This is a genomic window from Microbacterium binotii (assembly GCF_021398715.1).
GTDB classification, from domain to species: domain Bacteria; phylum Actinomycetota; class Actinomycetes; order Actinomycetales; family Microbacteriaceae; genus Microbacterium; species Microbacterium binotii_A.
In genome coordinates this window covers 1,107,173-1,124,401 of record NZ_CP090347.1, presented here as the reverse complement: position 1 = coordinate 1,124,401, position 17,229 = coordinate 1,107,173, and the positions used below count along the sequence as shown (strand labels likewise).

13 protein-coding genes are annotated in these 17,229 nt (G+C 70.4%); 6 read left to right on the top strand and 7 right to left on the bottom strand.

Annotation, left to right across the window (positions count from 1 at the left end; all coding sequences use genetic code 11):
• Window positions 1–71: 71 nt before the first annotated feature.
• The 3 genes from LXM64_RS05640 to LXM64_RS05630 are packed head-to-tail and all read right to left on the bottom strand — an operon-like array spanning window position 72 to window position 3,595.
• Entirely contained in the window at window positions 72–950 is an 879-nt protein-coding gene (locus LXM64_RS05640; RefSeq protein ID WP_234074978.1) for a TatD family hydrolase, read from the bottom strand.
• Between the two features lie 4 nt (window positions 951–954).
• Window positions 955–2,526 carry a methionine--tRNA ligase gene (metG, locus tag LXM64_RS05635; protein WP_234074977.1) on the bottom strand — a complete coding sequence of 524 codons (1,572 nt, stop codon included), beginning with the start codon at window positions 2,524–2,526 and terminating at the stop codon, window positions 955–957.
• A 52-nt stretch (window positions 2,527–2,578) separates the two neighbouring features.
• Window positions 2,579–3,595, bottom strand: coding sequence for a LacI family DNA-binding transcriptional regulator (locus tag LXM64_RS05630; RefSeq protein WP_137417545.1), 1,017 nt, complete (start codon window positions 3,593–3,595; stop codon window positions 2,579–2,581).
• Window positions 3,596–3,776: 181 nt separating this feature from the next.
• On the opposite strand from LXM64_RS05630, the gene LXM64_RS05625 reads away from it, so the two are divergent.
• The 5 genes from LXM64_RS05625 (at window position 3,777) to LXM64_RS16100 (ending at window position 12,041) form a co-directional block, all read left to right on the top strand.
• The gene (locus LXM64_RS05625) at window positions 3,777–5,798 is read left to right on the top strand and encodes a beta-galactosidase (RefSeq protein ID WP_234074976.1); all 2,022 of its coding nucleotides are present in this window, start codon (window positions 3,777–3,779) and stop codon (window positions 5,796–5,798) included.
• A 121-nt stretch (window positions 5,799–5,919) separates the two neighbouring features.
• Window positions 5,920–7,137: a sugar ABC transporter substrate-binding protein gene (locus LXM64_RS05620; protein WP_137417547.1), complete on the top strand. Its 1,218-nt coding sequence runs from the start codon at window positions 5,920–5,922 to the stop codon at window positions 7,135–7,137.
• Window positions 7,138–7,198: 61 nt separating this feature from the next.
• Window positions 7,199–8,803, top strand: coding sequence for an ABC transporter permease subunit (locus LXM64_RS05615; protein ID WP_234074975.1), 1,605 nt, complete (start codon window positions 7,199–7,201; stop codon window positions 8,801–8,803).
• Window positions 8,803–9,672, top strand: a complete 870-nt coding sequence (locus LXM64_RS05610) for a sugar ABC transporter permease (RefSeq protein ID WP_234074974.1) — start codon at window positions 8,803–8,805, stop codon at window positions 9,670–9,672. The genes LXM64_RS05615 and LXM64_RS05610 overlap by 1 nt, the downstream gene beginning before the upstream one ends.
• Window positions 9,673–9,695: 23 nt before the next feature.
• Window positions 9,696–12,041 carry a glycosyl hydrolase 53 family protein gene (locus tag LXM64_RS16100; protein ID WP_326490542.1) on the top strand — a complete coding sequence of 782 codons (2,346 nt, stop codon included), beginning with the start codon at window positions 9,696–9,698 and terminating at the stop codon, window positions 12,039–12,041.
• Window positions 12,042–12,098: 57 nt separating this feature from the next.
• Here the strand turns inward: LXM64_RS16100 and rsmI are convergent, their stop codons facing one another.
• Window positions 12,099–12,917, bottom strand: coding sequence for a 16S rRNA (cytidine(1402)-2'-O)-methyltransferase (rsmI, locus tag LXM64_RS05595; RefSeq protein WP_234074973.1), 819 nt, complete (start codon window positions 12,915–12,917; stop codon window positions 12,099–12,101).
• A 23-nt stretch (window positions 12,918–12,940) separates the two neighbouring features.
• Here rsmI and LXM64_RS05590 point away from each other — a divergent pair, with 23 nt between their 5' ends.
• Complete coding sequence (locus tag LXM64_RS05590) at window positions 12,941–14,470, top strand: dolichyl-phosphate-mannose--protein mannosyltransferase (protein WP_234074972.1); 1,530 nt, start codon at window positions 12,941–12,943, stop codon at window positions 14,468–14,470.
• A gap of 1 nt (window position 14,471) precedes the next feature.
• Here LXM64_RS05590 and LXM64_RS05585 read toward each other — a convergent pair whose 3' ends face one another.
• From LXM64_RS05585 to LXM64_RS05575, 3 genes are all read right to left on the bottom strand, one after another.
• Window positions 14,472–14,726, bottom strand: coding sequence for a three-helix bundle dimerization domain-containing protein (locus LXM64_RS05585; RefSeq protein WP_234074971.1), 255 nt, complete (start codon window positions 14,724–14,726; stop codon window positions 14,472–14,474).
• A 93-nt stretch (window positions 14,727–14,819) separates the two neighbouring features.
• Window positions 14,820–15,338 carry a MarR family winged helix-turn-helix transcriptional regulator gene (locus tag LXM64_RS05580; RefSeq protein ID WP_234074970.1) on the bottom strand — a complete coding sequence of 173 codons (519 nt, stop codon included), beginning with the start codon at window positions 15,336–15,338 and terminating at the stop codon, window positions 14,820–14,822.
• Window positions 15,339–15,359: 21 nt separating this feature from the next.
• Window positions 15,360–17,207, bottom strand: coding sequence for a thioredoxin domain-containing protein (locus LXM64_RS05575; protein WP_234074969.1), 1,848 nt, complete (start codon window positions 17,205–17,207; stop codon window positions 15,360–15,362).
• Between the last annotated feature and the right edge of the window lie 22 nt (window positions 17,208–17,229).

Sequence of the window (17,229 nt, the reverse complement as noted above, 5' to 3'; positions counted from 1 at the left end):
CCCTGCAGGACGATCAGAGACAGATCATCCTGCAGGGGGGATTATTCCTGCGATGCGGATGCGGCGCGCCGTCAGTCGAAGGAGCCGTAGACGGCGAGCGTGTTGGCGGCCAGCTGCGCGGCCAGCTCGTCGGCGTCCATGTGCAGCTCCGCGGCCATGAACCGCACCGTCACCGGCACGAGGTAGGGCGCGTTGGGACGCCCTCGGTAGGGAGTGGGGGTGAGAAACGGCGCGTCGGTCTCGACGAGGATGTGCTCCAACGGCGTCACGGCGAGCGCATCGCGCAGGTTCTGCGCGTTCTTGAAGGTGATGTTGCCCGCGAAGGACAGGCGGTAGCCGCGCTCCGCCGCGATCCGCGCCATGTCGGCGTCGCCGGAGAAGCAGTGGAACACCGTGCGCTCGGGCGCACCCACGCGCGCAAGCGTCTCGAGCACCGCCTCGTGCGCGTCACGGTCGTGGATCTGCATCGCGATGCCGTGCTTCTTCGCGAGCGCGATGTGCGCCTCGAAGCTCTCGTGCTGCGCTGCCAGCCCCTCGGACTCGGTCCGGAAGAAGTCCAGACCCGTCTCCCCGATCGCGCGCACGCGCGGCTGGGCCGCGAGCTCGTCGATCACGGCGATGGCCTCTCCGAGCCGCCCCGCCGCCGCGTAGGCGGGTGCCTCGTTCGGGTGGATCGCGACAGCGGCCAGCACCCGCGGATGCGAGGCGGCCGCCCACGCCGACCAGCGGCTCGACTCGATGTCGCCGCCGGCCTGCACCACCCCGGCGATGCCGACGGATGCGGCGCGCTCGAGCTGTTCGTCCAGCGACATCGCCTCGTCGCCGTCCTGGATCTCCAGGTGGCAGTGGTTGTCGTAGAGCGCGACGCCCAGGGGCTCCGGCGACGGCGGGTAGCTGACGTCGCGGCTGCCCTTCTCGCGCTGGCGCACGTACTGGCTGGGATCGCTCATCGGGTCACTGCTCGACGCGAGGGAACAGCGGCGAGAGCCCGTTGACGCTCGTCCCGGGTCGCAGCGCGCCCCAGACCCCGGCCTCGCGCAGGGGCTGGTCCTGCAGCCGCCCGAGGGACTCGGCCGCCCCGAGGGCGACCCACAGCTTCTCGGTCGCGACGGGCATGACCGGCGACAGCAGCACGGCAAGCGCGCGCAGTCCTTCGGCCGCCGTGTAGAGCACGGTGCCCAGGCGCCCGGCCTGCTCCGGATCCTTTGCGAGCGCCCACGGCTCGTTCTCGGTGATGTACCCGTTGAGTGCGTCGACGATCGTCCAGATGGATGCGATCGCCTCGTCGATGCGGAAACGTTCCATCGCCGCGTCGGCGGATGCGGCCGCATCCGCCACGGTCTGCTGGATGGCCAGATCCGCGTCGGTGTACGTCGCGGCCGGCGGCACGATCGCCTCGAAGTAGCGCTCGATCATCGCGACCGTACGCGAGGCGAGGTTGCCGAAGCCGTTCGCGAGCTCGGCCTGGTAGCGCGCCGACAAGTCCTCCCAGGAGAACGAGCCGTCCTGCCCGAAGGCGATCGCGGAGAGGAAGTAGAAGCGGTAGGCGTCCGACCCGAACACGTCGGTGATCTCGGTGGGCGCGATACCGGTGAGCTTCGACTTCGACATCTTCTCGCCGCCCACGAGGAGCCAGCCGTGGGCGAAGACGCCACGCGGCACCTCGAGACCCGCGGCCATCAGCATCGCCGGCCAGATGACGGCGTGGAAGCGCAGGATGTCCTTGCCGACCACGTGGTACGCGGGCCAGCGGCGTTCGAAGTCCTCCCCGTCGACGCCGTAGCCGATGGCCGTCGCGTAGTTGAGCAGCGCGTCGACCCAGACGTAGATCACGTGCTGCGGGTCCCACGGCACCTGGATGCCCCAATCGAACGCCGACCGGGAGATCGAGAGGTCCTTCAGGCCCGAGCGCACGAAGGAGACGACCTCATTGCGCGCCGACTCGGGACGGATGAAGTCGGGGTTCTCCTTGTAGAGCTTCAGCAGAGGCTCCGCGAACTCGCTCAGCTTGAAGAAGTAGTTCTTCTCCTGCAGCAGCTCGAGCGGCTTCGAGTGGATCGCGCAGACCTTGAGACCCTCGAACGCCCCCGTGCCGTCGAGGATCTCGGACTCCGGCTTGAACTCCTCGCAGCCCACGCAGTACAGCGCCTCGTACTCGCCCGCGTAGATGTACCCGCGGTCGTAGATGGCCTGCACGAAACGCTTGACGCCCTCTTCGTGGCGCTCCTGGGTCGTGCGGATGAAGTCGTCGTTCGCGACGTCGAGGCTCTCCAGCAGCGGGAACCAGGCTTCGCTCACGAGCTTGTCGACCCACTCCTGCGGCGTGACGCCGTTGGCCGCGGCCGCGCGGAGCATCTTCTGCCCGTGCTCGTCGGTGCCCGTCAGCATCCAGGTGTCGTCCCCCGACTGGCGGTGCCAGCGCGCGAGCGTATCCACGGCGACCGTCGTGTACCCGTGACCGATGTGCGGGACATCGCTCGGGTAGTAGATCGGCGTCGTGATGTAGAAGGAACGGCCGTTGCTCACCCGTAGATTCTAGGCGGCGCCTGAGGGGCCCGCCGCCCTGTGACGGGTCTGCTCAGGCGCTGTCTCGAACGACCAGCTCGGTCGGCAGGGTGATGCTGCGCCGCGGCTCGCCCTCGATCACCTCGAGCAGCAGCGTGACCATCTCGGCGCTGATGCGGTCCCAAGGCTGGCGCATGGTGGTCAGCGGGGGCTCGTGCGCGGCGGCGAGTCCGGAGTCGTCGAAGCCCGCCACCGCGACGTCCTCGGGCACGCGAAGACCGGCGCGACGCAGCGCCACGACAGCGCCGGCGGCCATCATGTCGGATGCGGCGAACACGGCGTCGATGTCGCGGGTGCGCTCGAGCAGTCGCGACATGGCGAGGGCGCCCGATTCGCGGCTGTAGTCGCCGTGCTCGACGAGGTCGGGGTCGAACGCCTCACCCAGCTCCTCCCGGAAGCCCACGAGCCGGTAGCGTCCGCCCGGGGTGTCGTCGGGACCGGCGATCATCGCGATGCGCCGGTGTCCCCGATCGAGGAGGTGGCGGGTCATCACGCGCGCAGAGCCCTCCTCGTCGACCGCGACCGCGGCGAGGTCGCCCTGGTGCCCGAGTGGGAGCCCGCACGAGACGGTGGGGACGCCCGCATCCAGGAGGGAGTCGAGCAGCGGGTCGGCCTCGTGCGAGGAGATGAGCAGAACGCCGTCGACGTGCCCCGCGCTGACGAAGTGCGCCACGTTGGCACGCTCCTCCGGAGTGCCGGCGACCAGCAGCACGAGGGTCATCGACCGCTGGGACAGGGCCTCCGCGGCGCCGCGCAGCAGCAGCGAGAAGTTGGGGTCGGCGAACAGCAGATGCTGCGGCTCGGTCAGCAGGAACGCCAGGGAGCCGGCGCGTCCGGTCGCGAGCGAGCGAGCGGCGTGGTTGGCCGTGTATCCGGTGCGCCGGATCGCCTCCTCGACGGCCGTGCGGGCGTCGGGCGACACCCAGTGCCCGCCGTTGATCACGCGGGAGACCGTGCCGCGCGAGACGCCGGCGGCGGCGGCGACGTCCCGGATGGTGGGGCGGCGCCGGGCGATGGTCGTGTCTTCCACGCGAGGACTCTATCGCCTGCCCTGCGCGGCGGTGACGCGACGTGCCGAGGAAACTGGGACCGGTCACAGTTTGATAACGAACGGGTCACGGGCTTGATCGCCCCGATCGTGGCTGCGCAGACTGTGACCGGTCCCAGTCGCACCTGGCCGGGACCGACCACCCTCGACCCGACGGAGCGTCATGACCCAGAGCTCACCCTGGCCGCAGCTGGACGGAATCGCGTACGGCGGCGATTACAACCCGGAGCAATGGCCCGTCGAGATCTGGCACGACGACGTCGCGCTCATGCGCGAGGCGGGGGTCAATCTCGTCAGCGTCGGCATCTTCTCGTGGAGTCTGATCGAGACCGCGGAGGGCGTCTTCGACTTCTCCTGGATGGACGAGCTCCTCGACCTCCTGCACGCGAACGGGATCCGCGTCGATCTGGGCACTCCCACCGCCTCGCCGCCGGCATGGTTCTTCGCGAACCACCCGGACGCGCGCGTCGTGACCCGCGAGGGCACCACGATGGGCTTCGGCTCGCGCGGGATGGCGTCGCACTCCGCCCCCGCCTACCGCGAGGCCTCGGTGCGCATCGCGACCGAGCTCGCCCGCCGGTACGCCGCACACCCCGCCGTGGTCATGTGGCACGTCCACAACGAGTACGGCGTGCCCGTCGGCGAGGACTACTCGGATCACGCGGTCGCCGCCTGGCGACTCTGGCTGCGTGAACGCTACGGCAGCCTCGACGCGCTGAACGCCGCGTGGGGAACCGCCTTCTGGGGTCAGCACTACGGCGAGTGGGAGCACGTGGGGGCGCCCGCCGCGGCGCCCTCCGTGGTGAACCCCGCGCAGCGGCTCGACTTCGCGCGCTTCACCGACCACCAGCTCCGCGCCTGCTTCATCGCCGAGCGCGACGCCCTCCGGCAGTACGCCGACCAGCCGATCACGACGAACTTCATGGCGAACCAGAGCCAGACGACGGACCTGTGGGCGTGGGGGCGCGAGGTCGACATCGTCTCGGACGACCACTACCTCTGGGCGCCCGACCGCGAGGGCGAGATCGGCCTCGCGATCGCGGCGGATCTCAGCCGCTCCGTGGGCGGCGGCAAGCCGTGGATCCTCATGGAGCACTCGACGTCCGCCGTCAACTGGCAGCCGCAGAACGTCGCGAAGCGCCCGGGTGAGATGGCGCGCAACTCCCTCACCCACCTCGGACGCGGGGCGGACGCGATCCTCTTCTTCCAGTGGCGCGCCTCGCGCTCCGGCGCCGAGAAGTTCCACTCCGCGATGCTGCCGCACGCCGGCACCGACTCCCGCGTGTTCCGCGAGGTCACCGCCCTCGGCTCCGACCTCGCCGCCCTCGCCGAGGTACGCGGCTCCCGCGTGAACTCCGACGTCGCCATCCTCTGGGACTTCGAGTCGTTCTGGGCGCAGGATCTCGAATGGCGCCCGTCGGATCTCCTCGACCACGACGAGCGGGTGCGCGCGTACTACACGCAGCTCTGGCGCGACGGCATCACGGTGGACTTCGCCCTGCCCGGCCAGGATCTCTCCTCGTACTCGCTCGTCCTCGCCCCCGCGCAGTACCTGCTCACGACGAAGGATGCAGCCAACCTCACCGCGTATGTCGCCGCCGGCGGCACGCTGCTCGTCTCCTACTTCTCCGCGGTCGTCGACGAGAACGACGCGGTCCACGAGGGCGGGTACCTCGCGCCGCTGGCCGAGGCACTCGGCGTGCGAGTCGAGGAGTTCCTCCCCCTGCGCGAGGGCGACACCGCCGCGATCGATCTCGACGGCGACCGTCTGACGATCGATCAGTGGAGCGAAGACCTCCGCGTCGACGGCGCCGAGGTGCGCGCACGCTACGTCGGCGGGCCCGCCGACGACGCCCCCGCCGTCACGCGGAACCCGCACGGCGCGGGTGTCGGCTGGTACGTCAGCACGAGGCCGGATGCGGCGGGGCTCGCCGCGATCCTCACGCAGGTGTACGCCGATGCCGGGCTCACCCCCGCCGGTCTCCCGGCAGGCCTGGAGACCGTGACCCGTCACGGCGACGACGCCGACTACGTCGTGCTCGTCAACCACTCGGACAAAGCCCTCGCCGCCCCCGTCGCCGGCACGGACCTGCTCACCGGGAACGCCTCCGACCACGAGACGGTCGTCTCCGCCGGCGGCGTCGCCGTCGTTCGCACCCCTCCGACCCGCGGGGGTGGTCGCTGACCCGCGACTCCCCCGAACCTCGGCGTCCGTCAACGGGCGGACGCTTCCCCATCCGGTCGTGACGATGCGACGTCGACGAAGGCGCGCATCCTCGACCACCGTTCTGAAAGGAACACGTCACATGCGCAAGATCATCGGAATCGGCGTCGCTGCCGCCGCATCCGCGCTGCTGCTGGCCGGCTGCTCCGGCGGCGGAGCCGCCGAGCAGACCGCCGACTCATCGGCGGAGCTCGTCATCTGGACCGACCAGGAGCGCGAGGCCGCCATCACGGCGGCAGCGAAGGCATTCGAGGACGAGACCGGCGCGAAGGTCACCCTCGTGCAGAAGAACTTCGAGGACCTCCGCAACGACTTCATCTCGCAGGTGCCCACCGGCGAGGGCCCCGACATCACCGTCGGCTCCCACGACTGGCTCGGCGCACTGGTCGCGGCGGGCGTCGTCGACACGATCGACCTCGGCGAGAAGGCGTCGGAGTTCGAGCCGGTCGCGATCGAGGCGATGACCTACGACGGTCAGCTCTACGCGCTGCCCTACTCGCTCGAAACGGTCGCGCTGGTGCAGAACGTCGACCTCGTCGGCGCCGATGCCCCCGCCTCGTGGGACGAGATGATCCAGAAGGGCCTGGCCGCGGGCACCGAGCGTCCGTTCGTCATCAACACGGCCGGTGAGACCGGTGACGGCTACACGATGTACGGGTTCCAGACCTCCTTCGGCGCGCCTGTCTTCGTGCAGGACTCGAGCGGCTCATACACGAACGAGGTCGGCATGGGCGGTGCGGCCGGCGAAGCGTTCGCCCAGTGGCTGCACGCCAACGGCTCCGCCGGCACCGGCTACCTGTCGACCACGATCGACTACGACATCAACAACGAGCTGTTCGCCTCCGGCAAGGCGCCGTACACGGTGCAGGGCCCCTGGGCGATCAGCTCCTTCCCCGACGTCAACGTCGCGGTGAACCCCATCCCCTCCGCGGGCGGCCAGCCGGCAGCGCCCTTCGTGGGCGTGCAGGGCTTCTACCTGAGCTCGCAGAGCAAGAACGCGCTGCTCGCCCAGGAGTTCCTGGTCAACTACCTCGGAACGGAGGACGCGCAGCGCGCGCTCTACGAGGCCGACCCCCGCATCCCGGCGTGGAGCAGCCTCGCCGAGGAGGTCGCGAGCGACCCGATCATCGCGGGCTTCCTCGCCTCGTCGCAGAACGGCGTGCCGATGCCCTCGATCCCCGAGATGGGCTCCGTCTGGGACTTCTGGAACGCGGCCGAGTCGCAGATCATCAGCGGCGCCGACCCGTCCGGCACCTGGAACAAGATGATCACCGACCTTCAGGGCACCCTCGCGGGTTGACCGCGACGGGGCGGGCCCTGTGGCCCGCCCCGCTCGTGGCCGTCGACAGGAGACGACACACATGGCGCAGTCGCAGGTTCTCACCCCGCCCTCGAGGCCCCCGAGGGAGTCCCACGCCCGCTCGTGGCGCGGCATCGGGTGGGGGTTCATCGTCAAGCTCATCGTGATGGGCCTGATCAACGCCCTCGGGATCATGGCGATCCTCTCGGCCTTCTCGGCCCAGTCGTGGATCCTGCTCGGCGTCACGGCGGCGCTCGTGATCGCCGCCGACATCGTGTACTTCACCAAGCGCGCCCTGCCGCTGAAGTACCTCATGCCGGGACTCGTCTTCCTGCTCGTCTTCCAGGTGTTCGTCTTCGGCTACACGGCCTACATCGCCTTCACCAACTACGGCACCGGTCACGCAGGGTCGCAGGAGCAAGCCGTGGACGCGGCGCTCATCCAGGGCGAGCGGCGCATCGAGGGCTCGGAGACCTATCCGCTGTCGGTCGTCGAACGCTTCGGCGAGTACGGCCTGGCGATCAACGACGGCGGCGACGTCCGGGTCGGCAGCGCCGAGTCGCCGCTGACGGATGCCGGAACCGCCCCCGCGGGCCAGGCGCCCGCATCCGTGGACGGGTGGACGGTGATCCCCCGCACCCAGGTCATCACCGATCAGGAGCTTCAGAGCGCGATCGAGGCGCTGCGGGTCCCGTTCTCCGACGACCCCAACGACGGCTCGATCCGCACCCGCGACGGTTCCACCGGAGTGCTCTACACACCGACGATGGTGTGGGACGCGGATGCGGGCACCATCACCGACACCGTGAACGGCACGGTCTACACCGCCGACGACACGGTCGGGAGCTTCATCGCCGACGACGGCACACGGCTCCCCGCGGGCTGGTACGTCAACGTGGGCTTCGACAACTTCCTGCGGGTGTTCACCGATCCCTCGCTCGCCGGCCCGCTGCTGTCGGTGACCGGCTGGACGTTCGCCTTCGCGGCCGGCTCGGTCGTCATCAGCTTCGGCCTCGGACTCGTCTTCGCGCTCGTCTTCAACGACCCGCGCGTGCGCGCCCGCAAGTACCTGCGCACGCTCATCATCCTCCCCTACGCCTTCCCCGCCTTCATGTCCGCGTTGCTGTTCCGCGGCATGTTCAACGCCGAGTTCGGCGTCATCAACGACCTGTTCTTCTTCGGAAGCCAGATCAACTGGCTGGGAGACCCCTGGCTGGCGAAAGCGGCGGTGCTGTGGGTGAACGTGTGGCTCAGCTTCCCGTACTGGTTCCTCGTGTGCACCGGCGCGCTCCAGGCGCTCCCCTCCGACACCCTCGAGGCCGCCTCGATCGACGGCGCCGGCCGGTGGCGCCAGTTCCGCTCGATCGTGCTGCCGCTGCTGCTCGTGTCGACCGCGCCGCTCGCGATCTCCTCCTTCGCGTTCAGCTTCAACAACTTCACCGTCATCTACATGTTCAACGCGGGCGGACCCGCGATACCCGGCGCGCCGTACACGCTCGGATCGACCGACATCCTGATCTCGGCGATCTACCGCGTCTCCGGTGTCGCCGGCGGCGCCGCCGACTACGGCCTGGCCAGCGCCCTCTCGATCATCGTCTTCATCGTCGTGGGCATCATCTCCGCCATCGCCTTCCGCCAGACCCGCAAGCTCGAGGAGTTCCAGTGATGTCCACGGCACGCACCCGCATCCGTCGCCGCCGCTGGTGGCTCGAGGTCGGCTGGAAGTACTTCTTCGCCGCGATCGTCGTCTTCTACGCCGTCTTCCCGCTGGTGTATGTGCTGTCTGCGGCACTGAACCCGCGCGGAACGCTCTCCGGCTCCAACAACCTGTTCAGCGCCTTCGACCTGTCGAACTTCGCGGCTCTGGGCACGACCAGCTACTGGACCTGGGTCGGCAACACGCTGCTCGTGGGCGGCGTGTCGGCCGTGGGCGCCGTGATCATGGGGGCGTCGGCCGCCTATGCGTTCTCGCGGTTCCGTTTCCGCGGCCGGCGTGTGAGTCTCACGTCGCTGCTGATCGTGCAGATGTTCCCGCAGGCCCTCGCGTTCGTCGCGATCTTCCTGATGCTCCTCGCGATCGGCGAGATCGTGCCGGCGCTCGGGCTGAACTCGAAGCTCGCATTGATCTGCGTCTACCTCGGCGGCGCGCTGGGGGCGAACACGTTCCTCATGTACGGCTTCTTCAACACGATCCCGATCGAGATCGACGAATCGGCGAAGATCGACGGCGCGACACACGCCCAGATCTTCTGGCGCCTCATCATCCCGCTCGTCACCCCGATCCTGGCGGTCGTCGCGCTCCTCGCCTTCATCACCGCTTTCGGCGACTACATCCTCGCGAAGATCGTGCTCACCAGCGAAGACAACTGGACGCTCGCCGTGGGCATGTACCAGTGGGTCTCGAACCAGCTGGCCTCCCGATGGGGCCTGTTCGCCGCCGGCGCCGTCATCGCCGCCATCCCCGTGCTCGCCCTGTTCCTCTCCCTGCAGAGATTCATCGTGGGCGGACTCACCCAGGGCTCCGTCAAGGGCTGAGCCGCCCGAAAGAAAGGAAACCCATGCAGCGTCGCATCCGTCGTTCCCTCCTCCGATCCGCCGCCGCCGCGACCGCAGTCGGCGTCGCCGTGGCGGGCGTCTTCGTCGCGACCCCCGCCGTCGCGGCGGACGAGCCGGTCGCGGCCGGCATCACGGTGCCCAGAGTCGACGACCTCTCACCCGACTTCATCAACGGCGTCGACGTGTCCTCCGTCATCGCCCTGGAGGACTCGGGCGTCGTCTTCCGCGACACGGCGGGTCAGCCCGCCGACCTGTTCGGCGTGCTCGCCGACGCCGGCGTCACCGACGTGCGCGTGCGGGTGTGGAACGACCCGTTCGACGCCGCCGGCAACGGCTACGGCGGCGGCACTGTCGACGTCGCGCGGGCCATCGAGATCGGTGAACGCGCGACGGATGCGGGACTGCGGGTGCTCGTGGACTTCCACTACTCCGACTTCTGGGCGGACCCCGCGAAGCAGAAGGCCCCGAAGGCGTGGGCGGCGTTGAGTGTCGCCGACAAGGCGGCGGCGACCCATGCATTCACCGCTGAGGCGCTCACGGCTTTCGAAGCGGCCGGAGTGGACGTGCGGATGGTGCAGATCGGCAATGAGACCACGAGCGGTGTCGCGGGCGTCAGCGGATGGGACGACATGGCGCAGATCTTCTCCGCCGGGTCCGCGGCCGTGCGCGAGGTCCTTCCGGACGCCCTCGTCGCGCTGCACTTCACCAATCCGGAGCGGCCAGGCAGCTACGCGAACATCGCGAAACAGCTCGACGACCGCGACGTCGACTACGACGTCTTCGCGTCGTCCTACTACCCGTTCTGGCACGGCACGCTGCAGAACCTGACGAGTGTGCTGACACAGGTCGCCGACACTTACGGCAAAGACGTGATCGTGGCGGAGACCAGCTGGGCGTACACGCTGGAGGACGGCGACGGGCACACGAATGTGATCGATCTTCCCGGCGAGGCGACGAACTACCCGGTGAGCGTGCAGGGGCAGGCGCTCGCGGTGCGCGACGTCATCCAGGCCGTCTCGGATGTCGGGGCGGCGGGCCTCGGCGTGTACTACTGGGAGCCCGCATGGCTGCCGGTGGGTCCGCCGGAGGCGGCAGCGCAGAACGCCGCTCTCTGGGAACGGGACGGCTCCGGCTGGGCGGCGAGCTTCGCCGGCGAGTACGACCCGAACGATGCCGGGGTCCACTTCGGCGGCTCCGCCTGGGACAACCAGGCGTTGTTCGCCCACGACGGGACCCCGCTGGAGTCGCTGAACGTGTTCTCGTACGCCCGCACCGGCGCCGTCGCCCCTCGCGGGGTCACCGGCATCGCGTCCGTCGAGCTGACGGTGCCCGATGGCGCGACGATCGCGTTGCCCAGCACCGTCGCGGTCTCGTACAACGACCTGACCACCGAGGAACAGTCGGTCACGTGGACGCCCGGCCCCGAGTGGGTTTCGGGCCCGGGCACCTATGTGTTCCACGGCACGACCTCGGCCGGCTTGTCGACCCAGGCGACCGTCACGGTGACCTCGGCGAACCTGCTCATGAACCCCGGTTTCGAGGATGACGACACCTCCATGTGGCGCACATCAGGGACCGGCCTGACGGTGGGCGCGTGGGATGACCCACGGACCGGATCGCGCTCCGCGCACTTCTACTCGCCGGATCGGTTCACCTTCACCCTCGAGCAGTCCGTGGGGCCCGTTCCCGCCGGGACCTATCGCGCCACCGGCGCCCTCCAGGGCGGCGGCCAACTCAGCGACACGGTGCGCCTCACGGTCTCGTCCGGGGCTCAGGACACATCGGCACCGTTCGTCCTCGGCGGGTGGCGCAACTGGTCGACCCCCACGACGGACACCGTCACGGTCCCCGACGGCGCGACGATCACCGTGCGGGTCGCCGGAGACCTCGCCCCGGGGTCCTGGGGAACCATCGACGACCTGCAGCTGGAACGCGTGCTCGAGACGGCGGCAGATCTCACGCCGCTCACGACGTTGATCGCCCGCGCCGAAGCGCTGGAACGCTCCCTCTACACGCCCGCGACCCTCGCCGCGGTCGACGACGCCATGGAGATCGCGCGATTCCTCGGCGGCGCGCAGTCCCCCTCCCAGGAGCGCGTCGATGCGGCGACTGCGCTGCTTTCCGCGGCGCTCGACGCCTTGACGCTGCTCGAGACACCGGGGACGAACCCCTCACCCGGCGCCGCCGACCCGACGACCGCCGACCCGCAGAGCGACACGACCTCCGCTCCCGCCGCACTCGCCCGCACCGGCCGGGAGGCGCCGGTCGCGCTCTTCGTCGCGGCGACGCTCGTGTTCGCGGTCGGCCTCGCGCTGCTCACCCGGCATCGGCGCCTGCGGCGACGGTGAGCCGAGGCGCCGGCTCCCACCCGCGGTGCGGAGTCGGCGTCCGGCCGGGCGGGCGCGTCAGCCGCGAACGGCGAGCGCCGCCTGGTAGAGCTCGCGCGAGGAGTGACCCGTCGCCTCGGCGACCTCACCGGCCGCATCCTTGAGACGGACTCCGGTGCGGACGATCTCCAGCACCTGCGTGACGGCGTCGGGGAAGGCGACGCGGGCGCGCTCGGCCCCGCCCACGACGATGACGAGCTCGCCGCGCACGCCGTCGGCGGCCCAGGTCAGGAGCTCGGACAGCGGGCCGCGCACGGTCTGCTCGTAGAGCTTGGTCAGCTCTCGCGAGACGGATGCGGGGCGGTCCGCACCGAACGCGTCCGCGAGATCCGCGAGGGTGTCCGCGAGGCGGGTCGGCGCTTCGAAGAACACCAGTGTGCGCTCCTCGGCCGCCAGCCGGGCGAACATCGCCCTGCGCTCCCCCTGCTTGCGCGGCACGAAGCCCTCGAAGGCGAACCGGTCGGTGGGAAGACCCGAGACCGCGAGGGCCGTCAGCACGGCGGAAGGCCCGGGCAGCGCGATCACCTCGACTCCTTGCGCCACGGCCTCCGCCACGAGCCCGTAGCCCGGGTCACTGACGGTGGGCATACCGGCGTCGCTGAGCACGAGCACGTCCTCGGTCGCCGCGCGGCGCGCCAGCTCCGCGGCGCGCTGCTTCTCGTTGTGGTCGTGCAGCGCGATCAGCTGCGGGCGGTTCGCGACACCGAGCCCCGCAAGCAGCCGCTGCGTCGTGCGGGTGTCCTCCGCGGCGATCACGGTCGCCGCTTCCAGCGCCTCGACGAGCCGGCGGGTGGCGTCCCCGAGGTTTCCGATCGGAGTCGCCGCAAGGATGATCACGGCCCCAGCATAAGGTGGAGGGCGTGACCTTGAGCGCCCCGCCGATTGCGCCCCCGCCGCGCCGCTCGGCGTTCGACGCGTTCTCCGACCGCGTCCGCGGCTCCCGCGTCCTCGACCGGCGCGTACAGGTGTGGACACCCGTCCTGCTGACGCTGTTCGCCGGAATCCTGCGCTTCGCGAACCTCGGTACGCCGTCGTCGTTGGTCTTCGACGAGACGTACTACGTGAAGGACGCGTGGTCGCAGTGGCTGTTGGGCTACACGGCCAACTGGCCCGAGGGAGCCGACGCCCTGTTCGCCCAGGGCGACGTCCCTGCCCCGCTGATCACGGGGAGCTTCTCCGTGCATCCGCCGTTGGGCAAATGGCTCATCGGGCTGGGGATGTGGCTGCTCGGCCCCGGTGATTCGGTGGGGTGGCGGGTGGCGGTGGCGACCGCGGGCACCCTCACTGTGCTCGTCGTCTATCTCATCGCCCGCACCCTGACCGGTTCGACGGCCGTCGCCGCCATCGCCGGCGGCCTGATGGCCATCGACGGTCTTGCCATCGTGCTCAGCCGGATCGCTCTCCTGGACGGCATCCTCGCGCTCCTCGTCGCACTCGGATGCTGGTTCGTCCTCCTCGATCGCCGCACGCACCTGGAACGCCTGCGCCGGGCACTCCCGGCGCAGGGCGAGGAGGCGTCCGGGCCCGGATGGGGGCCGGTGTTCTGGAACCGGCCGTGGCTCATCGCCGCCGGAGCGGCCCTCGGCGCCGCGACGGCCGTGAAGTGGTCGGGGCTGTACGTGCTCGCGGCCCTCGGCCTGTACGTCGTGGTCACCGACGCCCTCGCCCGGCGCCGACTCGGCATCGTGCAGTGGCCGGTGGATGCGGTGCGCCAGGGCGCGGCGGCGTTCGTGCTGCTCGTGCCGGTCTCGGCGGTCGTGTACCTGGCGTCGTGGACCGGTTGGCTGGCCAGCGCGGGCGGATACGGACGCGCCGCCGCATCCGAGGGTCTCGGCGGTGCGCTGGCGAGTCTCTGGCGCTACCACGAGTCGATCTACGCGTTCCACGTGGGGCTCACGACGCCCCACGGCTACCAGAGCCCCGCGTGGCAGTGGCCGCTGCTCGTGCGTCCGACGTCGATGTACTGGCACCAGAGCGGCGACACCGTCCAAGCCGTCTCGAGCATCCCGAACCCGCTGATCTGGTGGGCGGGGATCGCTGCAGCGCTCTACCTGCTCTACCGGTTCGTCCGCACCCGCGACGCGCAGTCGGCGTTCGTCCTCGTGGCCCTCGCTGCGACCTACGTCCCGTGGCTGCTGTACCCCGAGCGCACGATCTTCCAGTTCTACACGGTCGTGATGCTGCCGTTCCTCGTGATCGCCATCGCTCTCGCGGCCCGACGCATCGCGGGATCGGCGGACGCGGACCGGCGCATCGCCGGCCAGCGCGTGGTCACCGTGTTCCTCGTGGTCTGCATCGTGCTGTCCGCGTTCTGGTACCCGGTGTGGACGGCGATGCCGGTGCCCTACGAGTTCTGGCGGCTGCACAACTGGCTGCCGAGCTGGATCTAGCTCAGACGCTCTGTTCGTCGGCGTGCATCTGCAGGATCTCCTCGGCGCCGGACTCCACGTCGACGGGAACCGCGATCGGCCGCCCTCCCGTGAAGGCGTCGTACTCCCTCGCGACGATCGCCTCGATCTCCGCCAGGCGCAGCAGCGGATGGCGGGCCTGCAGGCGCGCGACCACACCGGCGTACGACGTGAGCAGCCAACCGTCGACCATGTGGGTCGCGTCGTGCTCACCGACGGCGTCGGGCGAAAGGCTCATGATGCCCATGCTGCCACCGCGACGTCGGTTCCGGGCCGTCAGGGCAGATAGCTAGCCAGACGAGCAAGACTCGCGGCGAGCCATGTGCGTCGCTCAGCCGACGGCGGTGTGGGCGTCGACCTGGTCCACCGCGGCCTGCAGACGCCCCAGGCACTCCATGACCACGCGCATCTCATCCGGAGACATGTCGATGACGGCATCCATCATCCGCTCGTGCATGTCGCCGAGAGTGCGGCGCACTTCCTCGTCGCTGTCGACGGTGGGAACGACCCAGATGCTGCGCCGGTCGGTCTCGTGTCGCTCGCGCCGGACGTGCCCGGACTTCTCGAGTCTGTCGACCATCGCCGTCATCGAGGCGGTGGACACACCGAGGTAGCGTGCGAGCTCGCCCGGGGAGACCCTCTCGTCCCGCTGTCGGGCGCGCAGCAGATAACGCAGCACGAGGAGGTCGTTCTCCCCCATGGACATCGCCTCGCGCGTGCGGCGGCGCATCGCGACCTCCGCTGCGCGATACACCCGGAACGCCTGCAGCAGATCGACGGCGCGGCGCTTGCGCGACTCCTCATCATCGGCGTACCAGTAGCCGCTGTGCGGCGCCTCCAGCTCGGGCATGCTCTCGATGATAGGGCGAGTTCAGGCCTCCGGCTCGGAGAACCCGCTCACGTCGTGGATAGGCAGGCGGCACACGAACTCCCGGCAGTCGTACGCCGTGGGCCTTCCGCCCGTCGCCGTGCGGTCGGTGAACAGCGAGAAGCCGGCCTCCGACCAGGCCACCGCATCCGCCTCGCTCACCCGCACGACGACATCGGCGCCCGTCGCGTGGGCCGCACGGGCGAGCGGATCGTCGTCGCTGTCCGCGACCACCACGATCTGGCGCCCGGCGCTCTCCAGCAGCGCCGCGACGCGCAGCACCGCAGCGTGCGAGAACGGGTCCTCGACGGCGCGTGTCGCACGCCCCGCGACGATCGTGCGGGCTCGCCGTCGATACCGCTCCCCCGCGCCCAGACGCCACAGGGTGAGGGAGGCTTCGGCAAGGGATGCCGCGCCGGACGGGCGGTCGGTGTCGGCGTCGTCGACCTCGGGCGCCCCCAGAGCCGCCAGCACCCGGTCGCGCCCGCCAGGCACGAGCGCCATCTGCTCGGTCGGCCAGCACAGGTCGACGAGACGGCGCGCCTGGACGGCATAGGCCGCGCATCCCGTGGCCGCCGCGAGCACCGCGAGACCCTGGGCGAGAGCGCCGTAGTCCTCGAGCGTCGCCGGCGCGGCCGAGAGGATCTCATCGAGCGACGCCCGGCGCAGGGTCCCGTCGTCGGCGACGTTGGATTCCTCGACGGCGAGGGCGGCACGCACGGCTGCGTCCACGAGATCGGCGCGCCCGAGGCGTGCCCCCGTCGCGGCGAGCGCCGCGACGGCCAGACCGTTCCAGCCGCTGACGAGCTTGCCGTCGATGCGCGGCGGCTCCAGGGCGCTCCGCTCGTCGAGGGCGCGCTGATAGAAACCGCCCTCGCTGCGCTCGCCGTCGATCCAGGACTCGGAGTCCTGCGCGGCGGCGAATCCGCCGGAGGGGAGCTGGAGCGAGTCGACGAGGAAGCCCGCAGCCGCGGACGCGATGTCGGCGCGGCCCGCGGCGAGGGCGACCTGGATGAGACCGGCGTTGTCGGTGAGCATGCGCTCGTAGTGGGGCACGCTCCAGTCGCGTCGGGTGGCATACCGGAAGAACCCGCCGTCCGCATCGCGCAGGGGCGAGCGGGCCATGCGGTCCAGCGTGCGCCCGGCCAGCGATCGCGACGTCTCGTCGGGCTCGGTCTGCAAGAAGCGGAGTACCGGCCACACCGGGAACTTGGGGGTGGCCGCATCCGCTCCCGCCGGAGCGAAGCCGCCGAAATCGGGGTCTTCATGCGCCGCGATGCGCGCGGCGAGCTGCGCGCGCACCTCGCGGCTGGGCCACGCCGGGCCGAGCGCCTCATCGCCCCTCTCGCGCGCCGCCTCTTCGAGCGCGCGTTGGAGCGCACCGGAAGTCTCGGTCACGGCCTCCCGGCGTTCACGCCACGCCTGATCGACGGCGTCGATGACATCGGCGAACCCGGGGAGCCGGCCCCGCGCCGTCGGCGGCCAGTACGTCCCGGCGAAGAAGGGCTTGCCCTCCGGGGTCGTGAAGACCGTCAACGGCCAGCCGAGGTGCGGGGTGAAGGCCGCGGCGGCGGCGAGGAACACCGCGTCGACCTCGGGATGCTCCTCGCGGTCCACCTTGACCGAGACCATGCTCCGGTTCAGGCGCGCCGCGATGTGGGGGTCGGAGAAGGACTCCGCGGCCATGACGTGGCACCAGTGGCACGTGGCGTAGCCGATCGAGACCATGACCGGCACGTCGCGCCGTCGCGCCTCGGCGAAGGCGGCCTCACCCCATGCGTGCCACGCCACCGGCTGCTCCGCGTGATGACGGAGGTAGGGGCTCGCCGCTCGGGACAGTTCGGAGGACATGTGTCAAGCGTAGGTTTCCGAA